This is a genomic window from Aquibacillus saliphilus (assembly GCF_020404745.1).
In the GTDB taxonomy this organism is placed as follows: Bacteria; Bacillota; Bacilli; order Bacillales; family Amphibacillaceae; genus Aquibacillus; species Aquibacillus saliphilus.
The window spans coordinates 164,561-190,475 of the sequence record NZ_JAIZAP010000008.1 but is presented as its reverse complement, the minus strand read 5'-3'; the positions used below and the strand labels follow the sequence as shown (position 1 = coordinate 190,475).

Genomic DNA, 25,915 nt, shown 5'->3' with positions numbered 1-25,915 from the left:
TTCCCTCTCCTTTTCCTTTTGTCTCGACAACTTTAGGATAACAAAAGAGAGGGGAATGAGTGTATTTTTTTGACTTCTTTTAAAGCCTTGATAGAACTGAGGACACCACCACATTTAGTATAGAGCCAAAATTAATGAATAGTCAGTTAATAAATAACGTAAAAAAGGACTCTAACCATAAGGCTAGAGTCCTCATTTTTTTATTAAGCTTCTTGAGCTACTGGATACACGCTCACTTTTTTGCGATCGCGACCATAACGCTCAAATTTCACAACACCATCTGTTTTAGCAAATAGTGTATCGTCTCCACCACGACCTACGTTTGTACCAGGGTAAATTTTAGTACCGCGTTGACGGTAAAGAATAGAACCACCAGTTACAAATTGGCCATCAGCACGCTTGGAGCCAAGACGTTTTGATTCTGAGTCACGGCCGTTTCTTGTACTACCTTGACCTTTTTTAGACGCAAAAAACTGTAAATTTAGACGTAGCATTGGTTTGCACCTCCTTATTTTCTAGAGATGGATATATATTGACCGTAGTCTAACTCAATGGTATCTAAGGAAACTAGCATTCCTTCTAAAAGCCATTCGGCTTTAGTACGTGTATCGTTATCCAGTTCTTCTGGAAGTTCTACACGTAAGTATCCACCTTCGCCGCCCTGATCAATGATAGGTTCAATCTCACAAAGCTTTATCACTGCATTAACAGCTCCAAAAGAAACTGCTGATACGCCGGCACAAACTAAATCATGTCCAGCTGGGCCACTCTCTGCATGACCACTAAGTTCAAAAGCATTTATACCTTTATTATTGCGATATACAATCACCTTAATCATCTACATCAAAACCTTATGCATTGATTTTTTCAATGGTAACCTTTGTGTATGGCTGACGGTGACCTTGTTTACGGCGATAGTTTTTCTTTGCCTTGAATTTAATGACAGTTACTTTTTTCTGACGACCTTGTTTTTCAACTTTAGCCGTTACAGTAGCACCATCAACATATGGAGCTCCAACTTTAACATCGTCGCCACCAACTACAAGTACTTTATCAAATGTTATAGAAGCACCGATTTCTTCTTCTAGTTTTTCAACATAGAGAGCTTCGCCTTCTTCTACTTTTACTTGCTTACCACCAGTTTCAATAATAGCGTACATACTCTTGCACCTCCTCTTAGGACTAAGACTCGCCATACAGGTGCTAAACGTTCAGCTTTTAGGTAACCTGTTCTGCGCGGTTGTAGCAAACGGGTGCTACGTTTTATAACAGACTAATGTTACCATAGATTAAAAAAGTTTGTCAATACTATCATTGCTAATACTTGATAGATGCTCAGTTATTAATTCGGTCGTTCCTACTAATTTTATATGATATGCTTCAATAGATTTATTTATTTTAATATAAATCTCTTGTTTTATACTTTCTTTCAGTTTCTCTAACGCTACTTCCTTTATAAAAGTTTTATATACGTTTGGTGCAATCTCAATATAAAGCGCCTCTGACTGACTTGCTTGATATTGCAACAGTTCTCTTTCAAGCATATAAGCACGAGTCATCGATGAAAACTTTTTATTTTCACTCTGATTACTGTCTAGTAAAAGATATGGTAATGTCTGCGATTCACGCTTTCTCGTCATTTCCAGTAATCCTAATTTAGTAAAACCAAAAACTTCTGTTCGAACAGCATCTTTGACAAGCTCCTTTTTCAGAGCTTTAATTACTTTTTCTTTGCCAAAGCTACTGCTCATATCAATAAAATCAATAATAATTATTCCAGACAAGTTTCTAAAACGCAATTGTTTTGCTACCTCGATTGCTGCCTCAACATTCGCATTAACAAACGTTTGCTCTTTGTTTCTTTTCCCCGTAAATCCAGCTGTATTAATATCTATCACTGTCATTGCTTCGGTTTGTTCAATGATTAATTCTACTCCACTTTCCGTTTGCACAGTTGGATTAGCTACTTGTTCAATTAATTGATTGATACTTAGAGATAGCCTATTTTCGAAGTTTCTATCCCAGTGGACCACTCCTTCTAAACTAGGAAAATTACTTCTGATCCGGTTTGCTTCGTCTGAACTATCCACGTAGATTTCTTTTACATCAACTGGGGAGAATTTCCGAATTAACCGATCAGGTACAGTTTGATCATTGAATATACAGCTAGGCGCTGATAGTTTACGAATTTCTTCTTCTAACAATTTCCATTGTTGACGTAAATGAATGAATTCATTTAAGGTCATGTCTATTGGATTATCCTTTGCTGACGTACGTACTATCGCACCCTCTTCATCCTGTCTTATCGAATCGATCTCTTTTCTTAAATCAAGTCGCATTTGTTCAGAAAGTTTTTTAGAGACGGCAACGTAGTTTCCATAAGGCAAATAAACAATATTGATTCCGGGTATTGTAAGGTTAGCAGTTAGCCGTGCCCCTTTAGTTTGATAGGCTTCCTTTTCTACCTGGACCAATATCCGTTGCCCTTCCGTAATAACTGATTCAATTGGTTTGTTTGCATCTTTTCTTGCTTTTGGTATTTCCTTTCGTTGTAAGAAACCTAGCTTTTCATCACCAAAGTCAACAAATGCAGCTTGCAATCCTTTTTCAATAGTAATAATTTTTGCTAAGTAGATATTACCAACCTGATTTGTCATCGTGGGTCGATCAATAATTAGTTCCTTAACTCTATTTTCCTCTTCAATAATACCTATTTTCTCCGTGCTTAATGTTTGAATATATATGGATACCATCTTTTTGTCCTCATTTCTAGGTTACGAATCAACAATCTCTCCTGCTGTCGCTTGGTATTGCTTGAAGTTAAAGTAGGCATTCAGAAATTCTTGTTCTTCAGCAGCATTAACCTTACCATGACCGTTACTTTGGACGTGAATATGATGTGAACAATTACGTCTGAATTGTGAAAACACATTCATTAACGGGGCATCGGCAGCAATAATAATTGGGCGAATTTTTTTCACCTTAACACCATCTGTGTACCTTCTTAAAAGAAACCTAATAAATACATAATACCTTTGTTTCCATTCTAGACGATTTTCCCACAAGATAAAACCTACGAGTAACGTCGTACTCAAGGTAAAGGGATGAAATAGTAACACTATTATAATAGCTGAAACTAAGCAAAGTATTGAAGTAATAATCATCAAGGTATGTGCTTTTTTATATGGAAGCACAAGCGAATTCAAAAGAAACAACAGTTTACCTCCATCTAAGGGCCAAATTGGTAATAAATTAAATAAAAAAATCGTTGCATTAAATTGCAATGCCAACGTTAGTATAGATGGAGAAAGTAGCGAATATTCAGAGCAAATTAATAAGAAGAGATGTACCCATATATGTTGAATTGGCCCTGCAAGGACGATTAACACCTCTTCTTTTATTGACTTGTTGCCGTGCTCATCTGTTTCCATTACACCACCAAATACCCATAGATTTATCCTTCTTATCCGCCAATGAAAAAATTTTGCCATTGTATAGTGACCTAACTCATGAATAACCACAATTACAAAAATAACACTCAACTCAATAAAAGTTCCGGTAATTATCGAGATGAAGATAAAAAACCATAAAATTGGATGTATATGAATGGGCGGTAAAAGTCTAAGGGCGCTCATCAACTTGTATCACCTTAACTGGATCTAAATATTGATTATCCTTTTCAATCGCAAAATAAACATTACTTGAATTTGCTTTTGAAGGTACAAATTCTCCAATCACTTCATTGTTTGCTATAAACTGATACTGATGTACATTTATCGATGATAAATTACCATAAATTGTATTGCTTCCATCTCGGTGTTGGACAACTACAGTTTTCTTTGTACTTCGGTCATTCCCAGCGAAAATGACAGTTCCTTTATCCATAGCAATAACTTTAGATGTATCATCTGTTTGAATCAATATTCCTTGACCCGTTGCTTCAAACGTCTGACTAACGGTGCCATTAACCGGTAAAGTTGGTCCAATCTGATCCGCAGTTTGAGTTTGACTAGGCGATAGCGCTAATGGATAGCCGAACTTTTCTTGATACCAGTGGTTTACAGAAGCAAATGGGAATTCCTCTGTTAACGCATTGCTTGTCCATTGTTTTGGCTCCTGCATCCATCCTGAATCTGTTCCCATAAAGATTGCTACACCAAAAAAAAGTACAGCTGCAAGAATACTTTTCATCATTAATGAAGTAATAAACGTATCTTTTACACTTTTACTAGATTCTGATACTGGAGTAAAGGGTGCGTAGCCATGTTTTTCTTCATCATGAGGGAAAGCAGCTGCTGAATATCGTCTAGGAAGTTGAGAGCTACTTTTATCTGTTTTTCCCCTTTTTCTTTTTGATATACTTTTCCGAATTTGTTTAATATCTCTACTCATAGCAGGTTCACTTTCCTTCTCGTTATATTTGTACAAGTCTATGAAGAAGGATAAGCATATATGCGAGTAATGAAAAATCCCTTAACAGTTTGTTAAGGGATAAAGACATAAAAATTTGTTATGAACGGATACCAAAGAATTTTTTAACCTTAGTAAACATCCCTTTATCATCGTCTAAAGACATGAGAGGTACGGACTCTCCTAAGATTCTTCTAGCAATATTACGATAGGCTAGCGAAGCTCTCGTATTTGGTTGAAAAGCTACAGGTTCGCCGTGATTCGATGCTTTAATAACTTCATCATCATCAGCGACAATACCCAATAACTCGATGGAAAGAATCTGGATAATTTCATCAACATCAAGCATATCGCCATTTTTAACCATATGATTTCGAATTCTATTTACTATTAGATGCGGAGGTTCTACATCTTCTTTTTCTAGTAAACCTATAATTCTATCTGCATCTCGAACACTAGATTTCTCAGGAGTAACTACAACAATCGCTTTGTCTGCACCGGCAACAGCATTTTTATATCCTTGCTCTATTCCAGCTGGACAATCAATTAAGATATAGTCATACTCTTGCTTTAACTCGGCTATAATCTCAATCATTCCTTCAGGTGTTATTTCTGATTTATCACTTGTTTGAGCCGCCGGTAATAAGTACAAACAATCAAATCGTTTATCTTTAATCAAGGCTTGTTTTAATTTGCAACGCTTTTGAACTACATCAACGATATCATAAATAATCCGATTTTCTAAACCCATCACTACATCAAGATTTCGCAAACCAATATCCGTATCAATTAAACAAACCTTCTTCTCAAGCAATGCCAATGCCGTTCCTAAATTAGCCGTTGTAGTTGTTTTACCAACTCCACCTTTTCCAGAAGTAATAACTATTGCGTCACCCATTTAAAATTCTCCTTTCAAACCCGTTTAAATCCGGTCGTTTTTGCGAAAGAACTTGAAGACGATCGATAACTATTTTTGATTTGTTTTCATCAATTAATCCACATTCCATATAGACTCCTTCAGATTCATAGTCCGGGGAACGACTGATATAATCAGCAATTCTTAATTGACTAGGTTTCATATACGATGCGGTTATAACCGCATTTCTATTTCCATTCACACCAGCATGTGCTATCCCGCGTAGACTACCTAACACAAAGATGTTGCCACTTGCTACTATTTTACCACCCGGGTTAACATCGCCAATGAGCAACAAATCCCCATTTACTTCTACTACTTGTCCAGAACGTACTATTCTTGTGATAGCCTTAATCTCACTATCCTCTTTCCATTGGAGTGCTTCTTTCTTTAGGATAACATTCGACTCTATTGAATGAACCACTAGTTTCTTTTTGTTTCTAATTATTTCTCGCAATTCTTCTTCTTGTTCTTTATGTATATAGCGGTTACCCAGATGTATGGTAACTGTAATCATTGGTTCATCCTTGTCCACGTATTTTGTAGAAAGCACTTGTTCCAACTCGATTATTACAGACTCAAAAGAACATGTATCATCGATATACAACGTAAGACCATCTCGAGTACCTTTTATCGTTATCAATTGCTTGTTGCCTATCACGATAGGTTCACCCCAAAAAATTATTTTAAACACGAACAAAAATTATTGGAGGTTTCCAAAAAAGTGAAGTAAACATTATTCACCTCAACACTTTTGAACACTCACTTTATACCATTTTCTCTATCAAAACGTTCAATTGTCCACTTTACAAGTTTTCTTTTTACAAATGGATAACAAATAAGGAAAAATAATATATTCGCGATCAGTGTTGGTATCAAACGAATCATCAAGTATTCTTTCCAAAATAGTTCAATTGCTCCAATAAAGAAATAAATAAAGTAAATACCTATATCAGCAATTCCTACAGCTATAATTGTCATCAACAATGCCACAAAATAATTTGTATGCAAAATCTTTTTCAATTCATGTATGGAATAGATTGTAATCGCATATATAAACATATATACACCGAGTACGTTTGTATAAACAATATCTATTAATAAACCAAAAATAATTGCGTGAATAATGGAATTATAAGTGTTTTCTTTGTCATAAAAAATTGTAACCAGAACTAGTAAAACTAATAGCCAATGCGGGACAACTATCCAATCGCCAATTAAACTTATAGGTAGAAAATCTAATGCAACACCCTCTAACACCAATAAAACTAATAACAAAAGAGGAAGATAGAATTTTTGCATTACTCTTCCCCCTCTTGGGTAATCTCATCTTCTGGTTGTAATGCTAAACGATTAACAACAATCACATGGTCCGAATTGGACAAGTTAGCAGAAGGAGTAACATGTGCTATTTGTGTTAGACCATATTTATCAGGTGTAACTTCTTCTATTGTACCTATTTCCAAGCTTCTTGGGAATACCCCACCCATTCCAGAGGAAACAACTAACTCTCCTCCATCTAGTTTAACATCATATGTGTTAAGTTCTAGCAATAATGACTCAGATTCCTCATCGAAACCAACAATAAACCCTGAAACATTCTTTTTATCTTCAATTGCTACATCAACTGAAATTCGATTACTACGATCAAATCCACTTAATAGCAATACTGTTGAAGTGAATTGAGCAGCAGATTGAACCTTTCCAATCATTCCATTCCCTGTAATAACAGCCATATTGGATTCAACACCATGCTGCTTACCTTTACTAATTTTAACTTGATGAAAAGCGGGCTCTGGACTACGCGCAATAACAGAAGCTTGGATTGGTTGATAATCAGTAATTGATTCTGTTTTATCCAATACATTTCGTAGCTCTTCATTATCTTGTTTTAATTCTTGTACTTCATATAACAAATTTTTATATTGACCTAACCGAGACTTTAGCACTTGATTCTCTTCATAAACATTTTTCATGTCTTCTATATTTGAAATAAGACTTGTTGAAAACTCTACTGGAATATGAACGACATTTTGAAGCCAGCCAACAGTATCTTGCAAAAATTCCTCAACAGTGGAAAGTTCTTCACGGTCTCGTAAAGTTAACCCTATTAGTCCTACAAGAATTATAAATCCGATCAGAATTACAAAAAGACGTTTCTTACGAAAAAAATACATTTATCACACCTACTTATTACATTCTGGAACGAGAAGAAACATTTGGATGAGATCTAAAGTGGTGAATATATTCTAAAGATTTCCCCGTACCAATTGCCACACTATCAAGTGGTTCCTCGGCTACAAATACTGGCATTTTGGTTTCATCACTAATAACTTGATCTAAGTTTTTAAGTAAAGCTCCTCCACCAGATAAAACAATACCTCTGTCCATTATATCAGCTGAAAGCTCGGGAGGAGTTCTTTCTAACGTATTTTTAATTGCATCAATAATTGATGAAACTGTATCTTTTAATGATAAAGCAATCTCTTCTGCGTTAATAGTAATTGTCTTTGGTAATCCTGTTAATAAATCACGACCACGGATATCCATGTCTTCGTTCTCTAGTAATTTGCCCGCTGATCCAATATCCATTTTAATCGACTCGGCTGACCTTTCACCAATCATAAGGTTATAGTTTTTACGTACATACTGAATAATGGAATCATCCATATTATCTCCAGCTATACGGATTGACCGACTTGACACAATACCGCCTAGCGATATAATAGCAACTTCTGTTGTTCCGCCGCCAATATCAACTATCATACTCCCCGTTGGTTCCCAAACAGGTAACCCTGCTCCAATCGCAGCCGCAAAAGGCTCAGCAATCGGAAAAGCGTCCTTCGCACCTGCTTGCTTTGTGGCATCAATGACAGCCCTTTCTTCTACCATCGTAATCCCAGAAGGAACGCAAACCATTACATTTGGCTTCCTAGCAAAAGCTGAACGATTCTTTTGGGCTTGTTTTATATAATATTTCATCATTACTGCTGTTGTATCATAATCAGCAATAACGCCATCCTTCATTGGTCGAATAACGGAGATATTACCTGGTGTACGCCCAATCATGTTACGAGCGTCTCTACCAACAGCTTGAATTTCTCCTGTATTAAGATTCTTTGCTACTACTGATGGCTCACGAACAACAATACCCTTTCCCTTTACAAAAACCAAGGTATTTGCTGTCCCTAAATCTATACCTAAATCTTGTGATAAACTAAATCTACCCAACTAAATCTCCCTTTCCAGAAAAAGCTATCGTAATGTTATATTTATATGTACGTTTTACTATATCGATTCCATTCCCAACATGCAATAAATCCCAAAACAATTACTTAACAAGATTGCTATGCAATGTTATATATTGAAACAAACTAAGATATTAGTTAAACGAATTGGACATTCACTGGCAAGGCTAATTTATACTTCTATATTATTCTAAAAACAGATATATAAACAAGCATAAGCCAAGTTTATGTAAGATAAATAATGTCAAGAAGCGCCATGTTACAAGAACATTCCTGTAAGATGGCGCTGACCTTGAAACATTCTTGTTTTATTATACGAGAAAACTAACAAAATAGATAGTATTATAAGTAGCCTTTTTCTTTTAAAGAAACGAATTTATGATCACCGATAACTAAATGATCAAGTACTTCAATCCCAATTATTTTCCCGCACTCTGATAAGCGTTTTGTAACATGGATATCTTCTTGGGAAGGGGATGGATCTCCTGATGGATGGTTGTGCGCACAAATAATAGAGGCTGCAGATCGTTTTACTGCTTCACGAAAGACTTCTCTGGGGTGGACTATCGAGGCATTGAGGCTTCCAATAAAAATCGTTTGTCGATGAAGGATTTGATTTTTTGTATTAAGAAACAAACAAACAAAGTGCTCCTGTTTTAATCCCCTCATTTCTTCCATCACATAATCAGCGCCATCTTCCGGACTTCTTATCACGTATCTTTCTTGGGGTTTGTATTTATGCATTCGTTTACCTAGCTCAATCGCAGCTAAAATCAACACTCCTTTAACAGAACCAATACCCTTGATTGCAGTTAATTCTTCAATCGTAGAATCTCGAAGCAAATTTAAACCTTCAAAATGCATCAATACGCGTTGAGCTAGTAAATTAACTGATTCTTCTTTTGTCCCCGTGCCAAGTAAAATGGCTAGGAGTTCTTGATTTGACAAGTTACTAGGACCGTGCTCAAGAAGTCGTTCTCGTGGACGATCTTGTCTTGGTACATCTTTCATTGTCATCGTATGATTCACCATAGCGTTTTCCTCCTCATATTTCTTACACCTCAGGGAAGGAGGGGTAAATCGAAAACTCTCTAAGTTGTTTTACTACAGTCGATATCGGTAGTCCCATTACATTGTAATAATCCCCACATATTTCTTTCACTAAGAAGGCACCACTTGATTGAATACCGTATCCTCCTGCTTTATCTTTCCAGTCACCAGAATTGATATAGCTTTTTAATTCTGGTTCAGGTATATCCCAAAATCTTACAGATGTTCCCAAAGAGAAGAGGCATTCTTTATCAATCGAACGAATCATGACACCACTATAAACCCAGTGTTTCTTGCCACTTAAACTGCTTAACATTCTAAGGGCCTCTTCTTTATTGGATGGTTTAGTCAGAATGTCGTCATTGTAGCTGACTACTGTATCCGCACTCAAGATTACTTGACCTTCTTTAACGGGAATAGCTTCACCTTTTATTTTGGCTAATTTCTCAACTAATTGTTTCGGATTTGATTCAACAACCTGTGATTCATCTATTCCGGCAACATCCACTATAAAGGGAATACCTACTTGTTCTAATAATTGTTTTCTACGTGGTGACCCAGATGCTAGTACTAACTGACACACTGTAAACCATCCTTCCCTAGTCTTGTCCTTATTGTATCGACCTTCGTTGGTTTTAACAAATATACATATTGCTATTTTTGAAATTCACTTACATGCCATTTTGCTATTTTCGGTAACATTTTTTAAGTATTTCTGGTTGTTATTATATTACAAAAATAAAAAGCAGGATAAAAGTATCCTACTTATCATTCCCCTAAATTATCAACTTGTTTCCATAAATTTAACAAATCCATTTGCAATAGTTGAGCGTTATCCTCATTTTCAATACTTTGTACTAATTGTTGTCCTGCCACATGGAGATCCGCTCCAAGCTGAGGGTCTGACTCCGGATAATTACTCATCCACTCGGACCATTCTGACTGAATACTTGATAAATTTTTCTCACTAGTAAGGATAGTAATTGAATCATTCCAATGATCAGAAAATGAATCAAGCCAGGCGTCAAACTCCGCGCTCGCTTCAATTGTCATCGTCTCTGTTTGCCATGCTCTTACATATGGATCAAGGTTCTCTGCAATCATTGCTGATTCTAAAGGTTCAGCACTTGATTCTGATTGGTAAATCCCAGCAAATAGTCGAAATTCGTCATTATTTTCCCAGATCATTGCTGGAAAGCCTGCATCTGTATATTGTTGTCGCCATTCTTCCGCTTTTTCTTTTGTTGAAAAAACACCCGCTTGAATAACGAAGGAATCTAAACCTTCAATCGTAACTGATTCGTTTCCAGCTATGGTAGCCTGATCGACTGACTCATTACTGGTACCATTGTTTTCTTTTTGCTGAGTTTGAATCGCATTGACTTGATCTGCATCGTTATCATCAATCCCTGCAAACATGCGTAGCATAATGAAACCTAACGTTACTCCAACTAGAGTAGCTGAGATTGCCGCAAATAAAAATAGTTTAAATACGCTTGGAATTTTCCGTTTTTTCTTTGACTTAATTTCAAACCAATCATCATCCTTGTCAGAGCGATCTGTTTTCTCTAATTCTATCAAATCTTCCGGTTCAAAATTTTTGTCTAGTGCAGCTGCCTGTTGATGAGATGAAGTAGACCACGTTGTTTCTTTATTTGTATTCGGTTTAACTAATGTTTCTTTTCCATTCATACGTACTGAAATTGGTTTATGCTTGTCCACTTGTTTCCCCCGCTTCTGATAGAGTTTGTTTTACTCTATCATACTAGGATTGAAAAGTAAGACGAGTATTGTCACAAGTGAACAACAACATTCCTACAAAAAGTGAGAATTAAGTAAAAAAAACAACACCTATTTCGGAAATGGTGTTGTTTTTTCTCCAGTTGGTACAAACTGATAGCTTGGTGACTCTATTATTAAATTTTGCAATGAAGGACTAAAGTAGGCGGAAAATGTAACGGAAAAGTCTAAATTATTATCCGTTTCTTCACCAAATTGAATTTGCTCGATATTTAGTAATCTATTTGCTTCTTTCAAGCCTTGCAAAAAATCATACATTGATTGATAACTATCAGTCGAAACCTGTAATTGATATTGAGTTGCTTTTAAGTCTTCAAGATCAGTTTGCTCATCTGTTCCTACCATATTTTCAACTTCGGTATCAGCTGATGTCATTTGGATAATTTCACTATTTGAATCATTTTGAATCTCATTTAGTAGCACTAATAGTTGATCCGTTCCTTTTTCAATTGGCAATGACTGTTGCATTTGGGTTGATAGATTCGTATCATCAACTGTTTCTGACTCTTCCATAGAATTAGCAAGGACTTGCTCTTGAATATTCAGTCGTTCTTTTTCCTCTTCTATTTCATTTGTTACCGGAACTAGATAAGTAAAATAGCCAATAAAATAAAAGGAGATTGCTAGAACAACAGCACCAATAAGGACTATTATCTGAAGACGAGTCCAGTTAATTATCATTGGTTCGCCTCCTGTCTCCAAGCTTGCTCATTAATTTGTAGTTGAAAGGACGCAAAATAAGTCGTATTTTCAGTTGTTTCCATCTGAACAGTTGATAAAGTAACATTATCAACAAAATTTTGAATTTCAAGTGCATGGGTATATCCAGCAATCTGTTCGATTTCATTGACACGAATATCAATCGTTAGACCCTCATTAATAGAGAACGAGTAATTAGTGAAATACCCATTTTCAGGTAGTAGTGCAATCATCCTGTCTAACAAGGGTACTGTAGGATATATAGCAGTTTGCAGATGGTTTATTTGCTCTTTCAGCGTAACCCTCTGTTCCTGAATTCCTTGTAGGCTTGTTAATTCTTGTTGTTCTGTTAAATTATCATTCAATTGTTGTTGTATTGATTGTAATTCTTGTTGTTGGTTTGTATGTTGCCAATTTAAAAGAAGACCACTAAGCACAAGTAAAAGGATAAAGAAGGCACCTGTTAAATAAGGAACTAAATTATATTTCTTTTTCTCAATAAAATTTATTTCAACCATGATTTTGTTCCTTTCCCTTTACTTGTTTTTTGATTTAATAGCTAATCCCATCACATCCGCATACTTTGCCGGGTGCTTCAATTTTTCTTCCAATCTACTCATCGATTCTATTTTTATGTCAAAGCGTTCTTTCATAAGTAGCTCGATTCGCTCCATATAAGGAAAATCTCCGGACAATAAAATTTTTGTAATCTGGTCATTCCCGTCCATAACAGAATACTGATAGAAATCCATAAAACGTTCGATTGTAGTTAATTGATCTGCTATTGCTTGCTCAATATCTTCTTCAGCACCTGTCCAAACAAGTTCAGCTTCATGATCACTCCAAGACCAAGTACTTCGACTTAATGCTGACTTAATGTATCTAGTAAATATAGGCTTGTTGTCACTAAAAGCAGTAAGCACTGTCGCATCTTTCCCCCATTGAACTAGAAGAAGGTCTTCTTTCTCGTTTGGTAAATCAAATTGATAATAAAGACGATAAAGCGATAAAGAACCTAAATCAGCAACCTTTGGTTTTAATCCAACCTTTTCAAATATCTGTAAAAATTCATTTATTTTTTGCTTTGGGTAAGCGAAAATTAAAATTTTAGATTGATCTTTCTCCTCACTAACAATCACAAAATCAATAACTGGATTTGAAAATGGCAAACGAATGCTTTCCTCAAGCTCCATATTGATATAACTTTTGGTTTCCTCTTTCGTCAAGCCCTTTGGAACTAACTGTTCGCGAATAGTAACAAAAGAATCCGGGACACAAAAAGACAATGGTGCATTCTTCCACTTTTTATTCTTTACTAGTTTCTCAAGTACAATTTGAAAAGCCTCACCATCAACGAGCTTTCCATCTTCTAACAAACCGGGTTCTATGATTACCTCTCCATAGTCTATAATACCTTCAATAGTTGGCTGACTAGTTACTATATAACGTAGAACTCGATCTTTCATGATCAAGTTAATATGCTTTTTGTTAATTAACAATGTTGACACCTACTTTTCAGAAAAAAGTTGTTAAATACCAAGTAATCAGAAGCTCACCAAAGAAATAACTCGTAAGACTTCCAAGTACGATAAATGGACCAAATGGGATTGGTTTTTTCCGTTCTATTATTTTCAATCCTATTAGCACTATACTAATTATTGAGCCGAAAAGTGTTGATAAGAAAAAGGCTAATAGTACTCCCTTAAAACCTAGTACAATTCCTAATAAACCAAACAATTTCATATCTCCACCGCCCATACCACCTCGGCTTACGATTATGATAATCGCTAACAGTAAAGTACCAATTACTGCGCCTAACAATGGCGACCACCAATGTTCTAAAGGAACGAATATGCGAATGATAACAAATAGCGGTAAAAAAAAGAGCAAAATACGATCAGGTATTAGCATGTACGTAAGATCAGTAACTATGATAATTGCTAGTAACGAAACAAGAAGTAAAGAAGTAATAAGTTCTAATTGTAAGCCAAAAGTATAGAAGCTATATGCAAACAACAATCCAGTAAACATTTCTATTAAAGGATAGATAGGTGAAATAGATCCACGACAATGGCGACATTTACCTTGCTGCATCAAAAAGGAGATAACTGGGATAAGTTCATACCATGACAACGTATGATTGCAATGAGGACAGTACGAGCGCTGTGACTGGAAAAGCTTTTTCTTTGGAACACGTAACCCTACTACGTTAAAAAAAGAACCGAATACTATTCCGATAATAAAGAAATATGATAGATAAAATAGGTCCATTGGCTGTTTCTCCCATATATGTATAGAGACCCCTCTGGGAGGGATCTCTTGAATCTTTTAAAACTTTAATCTTTCTTAAAAGTAAATGAACCATTCGTATTTTTTTTGACTGTTCCTTTTGGCAATTCATTATCACTAGTACTAGTAGCATTTTCAGTAAGATAACCATTACTAACTAGCTCTGAAACAGACATTTCCGAATCAGTGTCGTTATCACCAAAGTCATCATTGGCATCAGCTAGCCTTGCAGCATCCAGAATCAACTCCACTTGAGCTTCATCTGCCTTAGTTTCTGCATTATCAATAATATTTCCAATGGCCGGAACTGCAATCGCAACAATAATTCCCAAGATAACAATAACTGCTAGTAACTCTACTAGAGTAAAACCTTTAGCATTGTTTAACTTCTTAAATGCTTTTTTCATCATTAAAATCTCTCCCCTTTTCTTTTCATGAAATCATAAAAAATGACTAGTCAACATGATGTTAATTCACGATGCCAGCCGGTTGCACTAATTGCTCCTATTCATCCAAGTGCCCATATATAGATGAATAATCATAGCATTCTGTTTAATCTCTTTACGTTCTCTTATTGTTCTCTCAACTAGTTGTAACTATATACAATTATACTATAATTAGGAACTATGTCTATAGCTTTTCTTTTACTTTCTATTTTTTAAATGGAATCGAAAATAGAAAACATTGGAATAACAATTGCCATAACGATGGCGCCAACTATAGTTGCTAGAAACACTATCATAACAGGTTCAATTAAGGATTTTAGTTTATCCGATGCTTCATCTAATTCTTGCTCATAGAAATCAGCTACTTTTTTTAACATCGCATCAAGTGAACCTGTTCTTTCTCCGACTGCAATCATTTGCGTCACTAATTTCGGAAAAACCCAATGAGTTTGCATTGGCCCAGCCAACGATTCCCCTTGTTCTAATGCTGAATGACTTTCTTTTAATACTTTTTTCATTACTCTATTACTAATAACCCGCTCGGTAATCTCTACAGCTTGTAATATCGGCACTGAGCTATTTAGTAGGGAGCTTAATGTCTGTGTCATCCTTGCTAATAATGACTTTTGAATAAAACCACCAAATACAGGAATACGAAGTTTTGCGACATCAAATGTATAAGCGAGTGTTGGCTTTTGTTGTAGATACTTATAGACAGCTACTAACAAGAGGCCAATTAGCAGGATGACCCACCAAAATGCTTGGACAACTTCACTAATTCTAATGACAAGCGCCGTATATAATGGAATATCTCCACCGAACGATAGAAACATATCGGTAAATATTGGTACGATAAAGGCTAATAAAAAGATAGTAATAAAAATAGAGATGAATCCAACTACGATAGGATATGTTAGGGCTGTAATAATTTTTTGCTTTAATTGGTACTGTTTCTCATAATAGCTAGCCATATTATCTAAAATATCATCTAAACTACCACTTACTTCTCCAGCATGAATCATACTAACGAGTAATTCGGGGAAAAGCTTTGGAAATTGTGTTAACGCTTCTGATAAAGCCATTCCTTCTTCCAAATAATCCTGAATCTTAGCTAACGCTTGTTTTAACTGTTTATTCGAAGTTTGATCCTCTAAAATGCTAGTTGCCTCAACTAATGTAATACCCGCGTCAATCAGAGTAGCAAATTGTCTTAGAAAAATAACAAAGTCACGGTTTTTAATTGCTTTTCCAAAATGAATATCCTGGTATAAGACAGTGTTAAGTTCGTTGATGTCGAAAACAGTAATACCATCTTGTTTCAGCATCGTTATCGCTTCTCTGGAACTATCAGCATTTATTTTCCCTCGTTTGGCTTTACCTGCACGTGTTCTACCTTTGTATCTATAATAGGCCATTTACTTACCCCCTTTCCTTTAAAAAGGGTAGTGAATGCTCTTCGGTAATCAATCCTTGCCTTACTAGCTTCTTTATATCCATCGTCATTGTGTGCATACCCCGATCACGAGCAGTTTGCATTGTATTAGGAATTTGATGCATTTTTTCATTTCGTATTAGATTTTTGACTGCTGGAGTATTAATTAGGATCTCTGTTGCTGCCACTCTTCCTTTTCTGTTAGCAGTTTGAAATAATCGTTGAGAAATAATTGCCTCCAACACGTTTGCTAATTGCACTCTGATTTGCCCCTTTTGATGTGCAGGAAATACATCAATAATTCGGTCCATCGTTGAAGAGGCATCTGTTGTATGTAATGTACCAAGCACAAGGTGTCCTGTTTCAGCTGCCGTTATTGCTGTTGAAATAGTCTCCAAATCTCTCATTTCACCAACGAGAATCACATCTGGATCTTGACGCAAACAAGCCCGTAATCCATTTTCAAAACTATTCGTATCAAACCCTACTTCACGTTGATCAATGATACATCTTCGGTGTGAATGTAAATATTCAATTGGATCCTCTAACGTAATAATATGCTTGTTCGTTGTTTTATTCATATAGTCTATCATTGCTGCAAGTGTCGTACTTTTTCCACTTCCAGTCGGACCAGTTACTAGTACCAAACCTTGAGTTCTTGTGGTTATCTCTTTTAACACTTCTGGTAGCTGTAAGTCATCAATACTCGGAATAGCTGTTGGAACGATCCGAATAGCAAGCGCAATACAACCGCGTTGATGAAAAATATTCACTCTAAACCGTGAAACACCAGCAATGCCATAGGACAAATCCATTTCTCTTTTATCGCTAAACTGATTCCACATTGTATCCGTTAATAAACTTTTCGCCATTTCCTCTGTATCAGATGGCTCGAGTTTTTCATTTCCATTTGGTTGTAAATCCCCGTGTATCCGAAAAACAGGAGGAGAACCTACAGTTAAGTGGATGTCAGATGCATTTTGTTCAAAAGCTAACTTTAATAAGGCCTCCAAACGACTCATTGCTTTCCCTCCTATTCTTCTGTTGCCACACGTAGTACTTCTTCTATCGTAGTTAAGCCCTGCTTTACTTTTAATAAACCATCATCCATTAAAAACTTCATACCTTCTTCTTTAATATGGTTTTTAATGTCGGTAATGGTACTGTTATTCATCATCATCTGGCGAATAGAGTCATCAATGATTAACAATTCATGAATTGCCATTCTACCTTTGTAGCCAGTATCTTTACAGCTATTACAACCTGGTCCTTCTGAAACCTTTTCAATTTCAATTCCGCGTTTTTTAAATAAATTCTTTTCCATGTCAGTAGCTTGCCTAGTTTGTTTACAATCTTTACAGACTTTTTTAACTAGTCGTTGAGCCATAATAGCAGATAACGATGACACAACTAGATATGGCTCGATTTCCATATCAAATAATCTTGGGATAGCAGAAACGGCACTATTAGTGTGTAGGGTACTAAATACCATATGACCAGTTAACGCTGAACGAATCGCGATTTCAGCAGTCTCTCTATCACGTATTTCTCCTACCATAATAATATTAGGGTCTTGTCTTAGAATCGATCGTAATCCGGTAGCAAAAGTAAGGCCAATCGCACTATTCACCTGCACTTGGTTAATTCCGTCTAATTGATATTCAACAGGATCTTCTACAGTTATAATATTAACCTCTTGTCGATTTAATTTATTTATTGATGCATAAAGTGTCGACGTCTTCCCAGATCCGGTCGGCCCTGTTAATAGGATAAGCCCAGATGGCTGTGTGATTTCTCGCTGATACTTTTCTAGCGTTTCTGTACTAAAGTCTAAATCCGTTAGACTTTTAAAAATATTGCTAAGATCCAGTATTCGAATGACAATCTTTTCGCCAAACACGGTTGGCAATGTAGATATTCGTAAATCAATCGGCTTATCATCGACAATTAGCCTTATCCTACCATCTTGAGGTAACCTTGTTTCCGTTATATTTAAATTAGACAAAATTTTAGTTCTAGCTATCAATGAATTTTGTAATCTTTTTGGTATTGTTCTATCAATTCTTAACACACCATCTACCCGATATCTAATAGAAATGCTTACTTCGGATGGATCAATATGAATATCACTCGCTTTCAAATGAACCCCTGTTTGTAAAATTTGATCCATAATTCGAATTGCAGGGGCATCATCCTCCATTTCATCTTGGTCGCCCTCTATGTCACTTTCATCTTGATCATAATACTTATTGATTGCTTGTAAGATATCATCCTTTGAAGCGATAACAGGTTTAATTTCAAATCCAGTTGATAGCTCTAAATCATCGATGGCATAATAGTCCATTGGATCATTCATTGCAATAGTAATTGTATTTTCGTACTGATTTAAGGGAATTAACAAATTTTTTCTTGATACTTCTTTTGGAATCAAGTTCATTAAGCTTTTATCTACTGGGTAGCGATACAATGAAACACTATTAATTCCTAGATGAATTTCAAGCACCTCTAATAGTTGTTGTTCTGTAATAAACCCTTGATCAAGCAAGGCATCACCTAGCTTCTGGCCGTCTTTTTTTTGTTGAAGCGCTTCGACAATCTGAATTTCCGTTAGTATTCCTGCTTCTTTTAATACATCTCCGAGCTTTCTTTTTCTATTTCGAATAGCCATTAGGATCCCCTCCTACTATTAAATAAAATCATGTGTTACTTCAAGAAGTTACATTTGAAAAGCTTAAAATGGTAATTCACTATCCTCAGACAATGGCTCAAAAATAATAGTCGCACTACCTGCTGCCAATTCAACCTCATTCGCTACTATAATGCCTTTAAATGTAGTGTTACCCCTTAGGCTCACTTTTCCATTAGGTGCGAAAATAATACCTGAAAAATCACCCTTTAAGTCTACATTGCCCTGACTAACAATAATCGCATTCTCATAGTCTCGATTTCCATTAGTGCTAAACGATGATCCATAAAACCTCATATTACTTCCTGGTGTAACTTCTGAAGAATATCCATTATCACTGTACCAACTTTCGTCCTTTAATTCTGGTATTTCAAATTCAGGAAATGTTATGGCGTCCACTAGTTCAACATCGTCAAGTGAACCTGAATTAAATGATTTATCTGTATGTGTTAATTTCCCATTTATTTGACTACCATTTAAATCAACATCACCGTCGATGTATATATTGCTATTGGAATGCCCTAGCGTAAAGTGCTTTTGTAATGAAACACTCCCTTTTATATAAATATCTTTTGCATTTATATTCCCGTGTGGACCACTTAACGGTCCAAGACCTTTTCTAATTACGACAGTGCTATTTTCCCCTTTAATTTCAGACTTGCTACCGTTAAAACCGACGACATTATTCACATACACAAACACATCATGTTCCCTGACATAATCACCAAAGTCTGGTTCTCTATCAGGCTTTTGTATCTCCATAGAGATAGGTGGCCCCTTTAATTGTTCTGCTTCTATGATTGTATCTATTTGAAAATCGTTATTTTGCTGATCTGCTAAAGTGAACTGAACTTCCATATTTTTAGAAGTATCTATTTGTTTACATTCATTATTACTAAATTTTTCGAGATGTAAGCTTACAGTGTCAAGTTTTAAAATATCATTATCAAGCAGTTCGCCGTAGCAAAGGTCATATTTCCCTCCATCATGAACATCATGCCGCTGTCGTAACTTAGTAACAACAAGGTTAGCCTCTTGTCTTAAATTGATATGTGATTGGGTTTTATCATTATATTTTATCGATGTGGTTAAAACATTAAAAGTAACAGCAATTAATATTGTAGCAATAGTTAATGTTGCTAAAAGTTCAATCAACGTTATTCCTGCTTCTTGCTTCAATAGTTTTTTCATTATTACCCCCCCACCTCTGTATCAAATGGTCATCCTAAACACGAGAACCTCAAATTTCAGTCAAGCTCTATACCGATGGTTTGTTCTTCTGTTAACGAATTACTATCATCATATTGACTATCTAAAGATGGAGTGATCGTATAGCTAACTGAAATAGTTCTATTTTCTACACTTATTGAATCTAGAATAATTTTAATTCTACTATCGTTTAGCTTTATCTCTAGTTCAGGTTCAAAGCTATTTAACTCACTTTCTAATTCAGTCTTATATTTATCAACAATTGCCTCATTATCGTCAATTATAGAATCTGGTTGATTATCCAGCCATTGCGTTAAACTATCCTTTGCACCAATAGTAGCCCCTTCAAGCGCACTTTCAAAATAGAACTGACCCATTTCTTCTAGTTTTGTTAATTGCAATTTTTCACCTGTTCTCTGAAATTGAAGTGCACTACTCATCACATTCGACATAATAGGAGGTATGAAAAGTGCAATAATTGTAATCGTAAGGAGAACGATTACTAAAGCATATCCACGTTGGTTTTTAAAGATTCTCATATAGTTAATCTCCTTCTCTAGTATAACTATAGAGTTCAGCGTCTGGAGTTCGATCAAAATCCTCACTAGTATATATTTTCACATGTATGCGGTTTAGACCCAATTTGTCTTCTCGTTGTTCTTGATCATCATCTACTGCACTAGGCATTGTCACATCAGGAAAATACAATTTGCCATTGACCTCTATATATTCAGGTTCATAAGGAATCTTAGTAGGGTCATTTTTCACTTCACTTAAAATCCTCTCTGCAACATTCAGAGCCGTTAATTTATCATCAGTTTTTGAAGAGAATAGTGTCGATTGAGAAAAGAAACCTAAAAAAGATATTATGACTATACTCAAAATGGTAATTGCTGCTAATAACTCAACTAATGTGAATCCATTATTGTTCAAATGAAATTTGAGTTTTTTCATTGTTCACCCCTCTATTATATAATGGTTGAAAACGTTTGTTTTTGTCTATTCTTAGTATAAGTTTGTTCTTAAGTTATGTAAAATTAATTCATAAACTTTCTATAACTTTGATTTTCCCTTACGAGTTGATTCAAACGAGAAATTTTACAAAAAAGCTCCGCCCATGTTAAGGACGAAGCTAAAGCATTTCACACCAAACGAACATTAAAGATTTGAACTTCTTCTTTTCACTTTATTAATCTACCGTTCATATGCAGCCACTTTATTTCTACCCTTCTGTTTTGCTCCTAGGTACATAGCTCGATCGGCATGTCGAATTAACTCCAGTGGCACATCACAATCCTCAGGACATGTAGCAATTCCAATACTCGCGGTGACTTGTACTTCGATTGATTGATTACTTTCTAGAATATGGTCAGATAGCAAGAATGGTAGATCAGCTATTTCTTTTCTTAAGTCCTCTGCAACGTAGTGACTTTGTTGTTTGGAGGTATTAGGAAGGAAGATAACAAATTCTTCTCCTCCGTATCTAGCAACGGTACCACTGTTACCTATGACAGTCGTTAGTCGTAATGCTAAGTCTTTTAGAATCTCGTTACCACTTTGATGACCATACGTATCATTAACTGCTTTGAAGTGATCTAAATCTAGCAGAATCAGTGATGTATGCTCTTCATTTTGATTTACATCATTCATATAGTCCTCCAGGTAATCTTGGAAGTAACGGAAATTAAATAGTTTTGTTAAAGGATCTATTTCGCTTTTACGTTTTGTTTCTTCATAGTTTTTAGCGTTCTCTAAGGCAACGGCCAGATAATTAATTAATATATTTAAAATCATAATCTGATACTTCTCAAATGCTCTCTTTTTCTTCGATGATAGTGTAATTACCGCTGTCACTACGTTATTTCTCTCAACAGGCAAAGAGACAACACTTTCTCCTAACTCAGGAAAGTCTATATCTTTTAAATGCGACCATTTCTGTCTATTTTGATAATGAACACCTTTATTATTGCCCCAAACATTACCACTAATAGCTTCAAATTTAGCCAACCTTGTTTTAGTTGGAAAATCTAATTTATCGCCTTTATCATAAAACCTTGTTAGTTCCATCGTTTCTTCATCAATCACTTCATAAACGAAGGCATAATCTACTGGTAGTAGCCCAGTAACACGATCAATAAAGAGATCAACTACTTCATTAATCTCCATTTGGCCAGTAAGTTCATGACCAATTTCACTTGTTTTTTGTAAATAGTTGTTTATATTACGGCTTGTATAATAAAGCATCAGAATAAAGGAAATACTAATAAATGGTAATCCAACAAAATAAATCGCTGAAATACCAAAATCTCTATACATTAGATAGAGGGTGAATCCTACTGGTAAAACCAGTAAAGTCGTAAAGATTTCCCAAGCGAATCCCATGTCCACCAATTTCTTTTCAACATTATATATAGTACGATACAAGAGATACAATAATAACTGGTTAGATAAAGTTACAGTTACTACATACCCAATAGCTGCAACTACATCAGTTACTGAATTGAAATATATCTCACCAGTAACACCACCAAGAAGGCTATAAACCGAAGCGGACAAAATAGAAATAAACAAGAACATTAACATATTTAAGGGTAATCGGAAAATTTCTTTTCGTTCAAGTCGTAATTTTGCCATCAAAGCGAGTACTGATAATTGAGTTAACAGAACTTCTATAACTAATCCGTAATACAAGAAAACTGCGAAGCTTATGCCGTTAACAAAGAAAATGGGAGTATTACTAACCATTAATGGAAAGAAAGCAACAATACAGACTAATAGAGCAAATGATATAATTTCAAGCCATTGCCATTCAACGTTCGATGTCGATACTTGATAAATGACAATTAATGAAATTGGCAAAACAATTAACCATGTTAGCCAAATAATGATTTGTTTGCTTTTTGTTACCACCGTTAACACCCCCATATTGGCTATTGTTCACCTGAAAAAATAAGACAAAAGACCCATTAAATAATAATCTACTAGTTCAAATATACCATACTTTATTTCAAATACTCAAAATACTTTCTTATTAAACGAATAAAATACAACGAACCAGTTATAAATAAAATATTTTCATTATCCTTTTCTTCGATATAAGAAGAAATAATTTGCTTCCAATTGTTGTTAATACTGGCTTTATCAATAGATAACTCCTGTAGTTGTTCTGCTTTTGCAGCCCGACTATGATCAAATGAAGTAAATGTTATTTTTTCGAAATTATCCCCGATTAGTGCTGCCATTTTTTTTAGCGGTTTATCTTCAAATGCCGCAAAAATCAAATGCTTTTTCTTTTCTGGATAAATTCGGTTAGCAGCCTTAATAAAAGCTTTAAAACCTTCGACATTATGAGCACCATCAACGATGACAGTTGGATTTGCATAAACTTTTTCAAATCTACCAGCAATAAACGCCTGTTGAAGTCCTTTTTTACTACTGTCGATATCTAGGTTATAACCAAGGACAGTTAGCTGATTGAGAGCCATACAAGCGATGGCAGCATTTGTAATTTGATGCTCACCTTTCATTGCTATTAAAATATTATCAATCTTACATTCGTCCGTTTTAAAAGAAAAGATTTCCTGATTCTCTCGATTCAGTTCTTGATTTAATATCTGATAATCTGTATTAAGTTGATAAATCTGTGCACGTTTATCTGAGGCAACTTGTGCAATTATAGATAATGCTTCTCTGTTGATATCACCTAAAATAATTGGCACGCCTTGTTTGATAATACCCGCTTTATGGTTGGCAATTTCTTCATATGTATCACCTAAAAAAGCAACGTGATCCATCCCAATATTTGTTATAATGGTCAGTATCGGTAAAACAGAATTGGTAGAGTCTTCCCTACCTCCCATTCCTGTTTCGATTAATGCAATATCTACAGTACTGACAAAATATAGAATTGCAATCACGACCGTAATTTCAAATTCAGTAGGTGCATCACCCGTTTGATCCAACTGATTTATAATTGGCATCAGTTTATTTACAATTTCAATCAATGATTGGTCAGATATTGGTTGATCGTTAATCTGTATTTGATGATTGAAACGATCGATACTAGGTGAAGTAAAAGAGCCTACTTTATATCCGTTTTGTACAAGTGCCTCTTTGATAAATGTAAGAGTTGAACCCTTTCCATTCGTACCAGCAATATGCACTACTTTTAATTGTTGTTCCGGGTGATCCAGGTGCTTTAACATATAATCCATTCGCTCAAGACCGGGTTTAATTCCAAAGCCTGTCCGCGTTTGTAAAAAATCGATTACTTCATCTATCTGAAAGTACATATTATAGCCTACCTTTTTAAAGTTAATAGATAATGAAGGTATTATATCAGGAAATCGTAGTAGCATGTAACAACAAGAGTTCTAGAAAGGAATTTATTATGAGAAAATACGGTTGGATTATTTATAATGGTCATTTACCAGGCGGAAAATTTTTAGATTTTGCCGAATGGATGCAAGATGCAGCAAAAAGATTAGGGATAACTACTGATGTTATTAAAAATAATCATTTATTGTCCATCCTCGGTTCTACAGGCGTTAGTCTAATTGAACGAGCAAAACATCAGCGCCCAGATTTTGTCTTGTTTGGTGATAAAGATATTAACCTTGCTAAACAACTAGAGTTACTGAACATTCCTGTTTTTAATTCATCGGATGCAATTGAAATTAGTGATAATAAAATCTCCACCTATCAACGGTTAGCTGCTAAAAAATTACCTATTCCAAGAACAATTGTAGGTCCGAAAATTTTTCCGGGAGTAAAAGAAATAGATACAAGTAGCTTTGATATGATTGAAAATTATTTCAACTTTCCTGTTGTTGTTAAAGAAGCCTATGGGTCTTTCGGAGAACAAGTGTATTTAGTTCATTCTAAACAAGGCCTGATTGACAGAATTTCTGAAATAAGAGATCGTCCTTTTGTTATCCAGGAGTTTATCTCGTCAAGCTATGGTATAGATATTCGCCTTAATGTGGTTGGCGACGAAGTAGTTGCTTCTATGCTGAGGAATTCTACCGATGACTTTAGAGCAAATGTTAGTGCTGGAGGCACAATGAAGTCCTATCAACCTTCTAAAGTCGAAATCGAAACTGCAATTGCTGCCACAAAAGCAATAGGTGCTGATTTTGCAGGTGTTGATTTGTTGTTTGGTCCAAATAAAGAACCAATTATTTGTGAAATTAATTCTAATGCCCATATTCGTAACATCTATGATTGTACTAACATCAATGTGGCTGAATATATAATGGACTATATATTTAAAAGATGCTAGGAGCCATTCAGAATTGATTGTATCTTGTCTAAATTATTGATATATGGTATTAAAGCAATTACGGCTGCTATAATACCACTTTTGTATAAGGAATATAAAACAGTATCTCCTTTTCGAACAATAGATAGGAATAAAAATAGCGAAAAGAATGCGGTCGCAAAGAATAATAATAGTTGCAGTTTTTGATCAGATACTAGATCAACTAAATAACCAACCTTCCACTGTTGGTTTTCGGGCGGAGAATAAATGATGGCGTTCTCTTTCATTCCGAAAATAGTGTAAGTTTGCAGAGTTATTGCCCCCTCTTTTTGAGAAATAACTTGATATCCATTTGGTTTTACATTGAAGGTATAAACCGCTGTATAAGCTATCAGTAGTGCTACAAATAGTAACAAGAAATAAACAAGCATGCTTCTTATTTTAATAACTGTAGATTCTTTCACTGATCC

29 protein-coding genes, 1 riboswitch and 1 other annotated feature are annotated in these 25,915 nt (G+C 35.3%); of the genes, 1 reads left to right on the top strand and 28 read right to left on the bottom strand.

Annotated features, from left to right (window positions below):
• Positions 1-203 precede the first annotated feature (203 nt).
• The 27 genes from rpmA to LD272_RS10275 form a co-directional block, all read right to left on the bottom strand.
• Positions 204-494 carry a 50S ribosomal protein L27 gene (gene rpmA, locus LD272_RS10405; RefSeq protein WP_226036546.1) on the bottom strand — a complete coding sequence of 97 codons (291 nt, stop codon included), beginning with the start codon at positions 492-494 and terminating at the stop codon, positions 204-206.
• A 14-nt stretch (positions 495-508) separates the two neighbouring features.
• The gene (locus LD272_RS10400; protein ID WP_226036545.1) at positions 509-838 is read right to left on the bottom strand and encodes a ribosomal-processing cysteine protease Prp; all 330 of its coding nucleotides are present in this window, start codon (positions 836-838) and stop codon (positions 509-511) included.
• A 13-nt stretch (positions 839-851) separates the two neighbouring features.
• Entirely contained in the window at positions 852-1,160 is a 309-nt protein-coding gene (gene rplU / locus LD272_RS10395) for a 50S ribosomal protein L21 (protein WP_226036544.1), read from the bottom strand.
• A 15-nt stretch (positions 1,161-1,175) separates the two neighbouring features.
• Positions 1,176-1,252, bottom strand: a sequence feature (ribosomal protein L21 leader region).
• 37 nt (positions 1,253-1,289) lie between these two features.
• On the bottom strand, positions 1,290-2,753 hold the full coding sequence (locus LD272_RS10390) for an Rne/Rng family ribonuclease (RefSeq protein ID WP_226036543.1): 1,464 nt from the start codon (positions 2,751-2,753) through the stop codon (positions 1,290-1,292).
• 21 nt (positions 2,754-2,774) lie between these two features.
• A complete protein-coding gene (locus tag LD272_RS10385) occupies positions 2,775-3,635 on the bottom strand; it encodes a M50 family metallopeptidase (protein WP_226036542.1) in 861 nt (286 codons plus the stop codon).
• A complete protein-coding gene (locus tag LD272_RS10380) occupies positions 3,622-4,392 on the bottom strand; it encodes a M23 family metallopeptidase (protein WP_226036541.1) in 771 nt (256 codons plus the stop codon). Before LD272_RS10380 ends, LD272_RS10385 begins: the two co-directional genes overlap by 14 nt.
• Before the next feature lie 118 nt (positions 4,393-4,510).
• Complete coding sequence (minD, locus tag LD272_RS10375; RefSeq protein ID WP_226036540.1) at positions 4,511-5,308, bottom strand: septum site-determining protein MinD; 798 nt, start codon at positions 5,306-5,308, stop codon at positions 4,511-4,513.
• Positions 5,301-5,987 carry a septum site-determining protein MinC gene (minC, locus tag LD272_RS10370; protein ID WP_226036539.1) on the bottom strand — a complete coding sequence of 229 codons (687 nt, stop codon included), beginning with the start codon at positions 5,985-5,987 and terminating at the stop codon, positions 5,301-5,303. The genes minD and minC overlap by 8 nt, the downstream gene beginning before the upstream one ends.
• A gap of 101 nt (positions 5,988-6,088) precedes the next feature.
• Entirely contained in the window at positions 6,089-6,628 is a 540-nt protein-coding gene (mreD, locus tag LD272_RS10365; RefSeq protein ID WP_226036538.1) for a rod shape-determining protein MreD, read from the bottom strand.
• Positions 6,628-7,503, bottom strand: a complete 876-nt coding sequence (gene mreC, locus LD272_RS10360) for a rod shape-determining protein MreC (protein ID WP_226036537.1) — start codon at positions 7,501-7,503, stop codon at positions 6,628-6,630. Before mreC ends, mreD begins: the two co-directional genes overlap by 1 nt.
• A gap of 16 nt (positions 7,504-7,519) precedes the next feature.
• Positions 7,520-8,557 carry a rod shape-determining protein gene (locus tag LD272_RS10355; RefSeq protein WP_226036536.1) on the bottom strand — a complete coding sequence of 346 codons (1,038 nt, stop codon included), beginning with the start codon at positions 8,555-8,557 and terminating at the stop codon, positions 7,520-7,522.
• A 359-nt stretch (positions 8,558-8,916) separates the two neighbouring features.
• On the bottom strand, positions 8,917-9,606 hold the full coding sequence (gene radC / locus LD272_RS10350) for a RadC family protein (protein ID WP_226036535.1): 690 nt from the start codon (positions 9,604-9,606) through the stop codon (positions 8,917-8,919).
• A gap of 22 nt (positions 9,607-9,628) precedes the next feature.
• Positions 9,629-10,207 (bottom strand): Maf family protein, encoded by a 579-nt coding sequence (locus tag LD272_RS10345; RefSeq protein ID WP_226036534.1) that lies wholly within the window; start codon positions 10,205-10,207, stop codon positions 9,629-9,631.
• 185 nt (positions 10,208-10,392) lie between these two features.
• Positions 10,393-11,346, bottom strand: a complete 954-nt coding sequence (locus LD272_RS10340) for an SPOR domain-containing protein (protein ID WP_226036533.1) — start codon at positions 11,344-11,346, stop codon at positions 10,393-10,395.
• Positions 11,347-11,475: 129 nt separating this feature from the next.
• Positions 11,476-12,105 (bottom strand): hypothetical protein, encoded by a 630-nt coding sequence (locus LD272_RS10335; RefSeq protein ID WP_226036532.1) that lies wholly within the window; start codon positions 12,103-12,105, stop codon positions 11,476-11,478.
• Entirely contained in the window at positions 12,102-12,641 is a 540-nt protein-coding gene (locus tag LD272_RS10330; RefSeq protein ID WP_226036531.1) for a PilN family protein, read from the bottom strand. The genes LD272_RS10335 and LD272_RS10330 overlap by 4 nt, the downstream gene beginning before the upstream one ends.
• 18 nt (positions 12,642-12,659) lie before the next feature.
• On the bottom strand, positions 12,660-13,622 hold the full coding sequence (pilM, locus tag LD272_RS10325; protein ID WP_226036530.1) for a type IV pilus biogenesis protein PilM: 963 nt from the start codon (positions 13,620-13,622) through the stop codon (positions 12,660-12,662).
• Positions 13,623-13,638: 16 nt separating this feature from the next.
• Entirely contained in the window at positions 13,639-14,394 is a 756-nt protein-coding gene (locus tag LD272_RS10320) for a prepilin peptidase (RefSeq protein WP_226036529.1), read from the bottom strand.
• Positions 14,395-14,459: 65 nt separating this feature from the next.
• The gene (locus LD272_RS10315; RefSeq protein WP_226036528.1) at positions 14,460-14,822 is read right to left on the bottom strand and encodes a competence type IV pilus major pilin ComGC; all 363 of its coding nucleotides are present in this window, start codon (positions 14,820-14,822) and stop codon (positions 14,460-14,462) included.
• A gap of 64 nt (positions 14,823-14,886) precedes the next feature.
• Positions 14,887-14,970: riboswitch (cyclic di-GMP riboswitch) on the bottom strand.
• 100 nt (positions 14,971-15,070) lie between these two features.
• Positions 15,071-16,273, bottom strand: a complete 1,203-nt coding sequence (locus tag LD272_RS10310) for a type II secretion system F family protein (RefSeq protein ID WP_226036527.1) — start codon at positions 16,271-16,273, stop codon at positions 15,071-15,073.
• Between the two features lie 4 nt (positions 16,274-16,277).
• Entirely contained in the window at positions 16,278-17,312 is a 1,035-nt protein-coding gene (locus tag LD272_RS10305) for a type IV pilus twitching motility protein PilT (protein ID WP_226036526.1), read from the bottom strand.
• A gap of 11 nt (positions 17,313-17,323) precedes the next feature.
• The gene (locus tag LD272_RS10300) at positions 17,324-18,958 is read right to left on the bottom strand and encodes a GspE/PulE family protein (protein ID WP_226036525.1); all 1,635 of its coding nucleotides are present in this window, start codon (positions 18,956-18,958) and stop codon (positions 17,324-17,326) included.
• Between the two features lie 63 nt (positions 18,959-19,021).
• Positions 19,022-20,167, bottom strand: a complete 1,146-nt coding sequence (locus tag LD272_RS10295; RefSeq protein ID WP_226036524.1) for a PulJ/GspJ family protein — start codon at positions 20,165-20,167, stop codon at positions 19,022-19,024.
• A gap of 56 nt (positions 20,168-20,223) precedes the next feature.
• On the bottom strand, positions 20,224-20,724 hold the full coding sequence (locus LD272_RS10290) for a hypothetical protein (protein ID WP_226036523.1): 501 nt from the start codon (positions 20,722-20,724) through the stop codon (positions 20,224-20,226).
• Positions 20,725-20,728: 4 nt separating this feature from the next.
• Complete coding sequence (locus LD272_RS10285) at positions 20,729-21,139, bottom strand: type IV pilus modification PilV family protein (RefSeq protein WP_226036522.1); 411 nt, start codon at positions 21,137-21,139, stop codon at positions 20,729-20,731.
• Between the two features lie 240 nt (positions 21,140-21,379).
• Positions 21,380-23,095: a sensor domain-containing diguanylate cyclase gene (locus LD272_RS21625; RefSeq protein WP_226036521.1), complete on the bottom strand. Its 1,716-nt coding sequence runs from the start codon at positions 23,093-23,095 to the stop codon at positions 21,380-21,382.
• Between the two features lie 92 nt (positions 23,096-23,187).
• A complete protein-coding gene (locus tag LD272_RS10275; RefSeq protein ID WP_226036520.1) occupies positions 23,188-24,477 on the bottom strand; it encodes a bifunctional folylpolyglutamate synthase/dihydrofolate synthase in 1,290 nt (429 codons plus the stop codon).
• A 98-nt stretch (positions 24,478-24,575) separates the two neighbouring features.
• Between LD272_RS10275 and LD272_RS10270 the strand changes: the two genes are divergently transcribed.
• Positions 24,576-25,466: an ATP-grasp domain-containing protein gene (locus LD272_RS10270; RefSeq protein ID WP_226036519.1), complete on the top strand. Its 891-nt coding sequence runs from the start codon at positions 24,576-24,578 to the stop codon at positions 25,464-25,466.
• On the opposite strand, the gene LD272_RS10265 is transcribed toward LD272_RS10270, so the two are convergent.
• On the bottom strand, positions 25,463-25,909 hold the full coding sequence (locus tag LD272_RS10265; RefSeq protein WP_226036518.1) for a hypothetical protein: 447 nt from the start codon (positions 25,907-25,909) through the stop codon (positions 25,463-25,465). The genes LD272_RS10270 and LD272_RS10265 overlap by 4 nt on opposite strands.
• Between the last annotated feature and the right edge of the window lie 6 nt (positions 25,910-25,915).

Excerpts from the sequence above, each read along its gene's own strand:
- rpmA (WP_226036546.1), bottom strand. The coding sequence starts at position 494 with ATGCTACGTCTAAATTTACAGTTTTTTGCGTCTAAAAAAGGTCAAGGT.
- LD272_RS10400 (WP_226036545.1), bottom strand. The coding sequence starts at position 838 with ATGATTAAGGTGATTGTATATCGCAATAATAAAGGTATAAATGCTTTT.
- rplU (WP_226036544.1), bottom strand. The coding sequence starts at position 1,160 with ATGTACGCTATTATTGAAACTGGTGGTAAGCAAGTAAAAGTAGAAGAA.
- LD272_RS10390 (WP_226036543.1), bottom strand. The coding sequence starts at position 2,753 with ATGGTATCCATATATATTCAAACATTAAGCACGGAGAAAATAGGTATT.
- LD272_RS10385 (WP_226036542.1), bottom strand. The coding sequence starts at position 3,635 with ATGAGCGCCCTTAGACTTTTACCGCCCATTCATATACATCCAATTTTA.
- LD272_RS10380 (WP_226036541.1), bottom strand. The coding sequence starts at position 4,392 with ATGAGTAGAGATATTAAACAAATTCGGAAAAGTATATCAAAAAGAAAA.
- minD (WP_226036540.1), bottom strand. The coding sequence starts at position 5,308 with ATGGGTGACGCAATAGTTATTACTTCTGGAAAAGGTGGAGTTGGTAAA.
- mreD (WP_226036538.1), bottom strand. The coding sequence starts at position 6,628 with ATGCAAAAATTCTATCTTCCTCTTTTGTTATTAGTTTTATTGGTGTTA.
- mreC (WP_226036537.1), bottom strand. The coding sequence starts at position 7,503 with ATGTATTTTTTTCGTAAGAAACGTCTTTTTGTAATTCTGATCGGATTT.
- radC (WP_226036535.1), bottom strand. The coding sequence starts at position 9,606 with ATGGTGAATCATACGATGACAATGAAAGATGTACCAAGACAAGATCGT.
- LD272_RS10335 (WP_226036532.1), bottom strand. The coding sequence starts at position 12,105 with ATGATAATTAACTGGACTCGTCTTCAGATAATAGTCCTTATTGGTGCT.
- LD272_RS10330 (WP_226036531.1), bottom strand. The coding sequence starts at position 12,641 with ATGGTTGAAATAAATTTTATTGAGAAAAAGAAATATAATTTAGTTCCT.
- LD272_RS10320 (WP_226036529.1), bottom strand. The coding sequence starts at position 14,394 with ATGGACCTATTTTATCTATCATATTTCTTTATTATCGGAATAGTATTC.
- LD272_RS10315 (WP_226036528.1), bottom strand. The coding sequence starts at position 14,822 with ATGATGAAAAAAGCATTTAAGAAGTTAAACAATGCTAAAGGTTTTACT.
- LD272_RS10310 (WP_226036527.1), bottom strand. The coding sequence starts at position 16,273 with ATGGCCTATTATAGATACAAAGGTAGAACACGTGCAGGTAAAGCCAAA.
- LD272_RS10305 (WP_226036526.1), bottom strand. The coding sequence starts at position 17,312 with ATGAGTCGTTTGGAGGCCTTATTAAAGTTAGCTTTTGAACAAAATGCA.
- LD272_RS10300 (WP_226036525.1), bottom strand. The coding sequence starts at position 18,958 with ATGGCTATTCGAAATAGAAAAAGAAAGCTCGGAGATGTATTAAAAGAA.
- LD272_RS10295 (WP_226036524.1), bottom strand. The coding sequence starts at position 20,167 with ATGAAAAAACTATTGAAGCAAGAAGCAGGAATAACGTTGATTGAACTT.
- LD272_RS10290 (WP_226036523.1), bottom strand. The coding sequence starts at position 20,724 with ATGAGAATCTTTAAAAACCAACGTGGATATGCTTTAGTAATCGTTCTC.
- LD272_RS10285 (WP_226036522.1), bottom strand. The coding sequence starts at position 21,139 with ATGAAAAAACTCAAATTTCATTTGAACAATAATGGATTCACATTAGTT.
- LD272_RS10275 (WP_226036520.1), bottom strand. The coding sequence starts at position 24,477 with ATGTACTTTCAGATAGATGAAGTAATCGATTTTTTACAAACGCGGACA.
- LD272_RS10270 (WP_226036519.1), top strand. The coding sequence starts at position 24,576 with ATGAGAAAATACGGTTGGATTATTTATAATGGTCATTTACCAGGCGGA.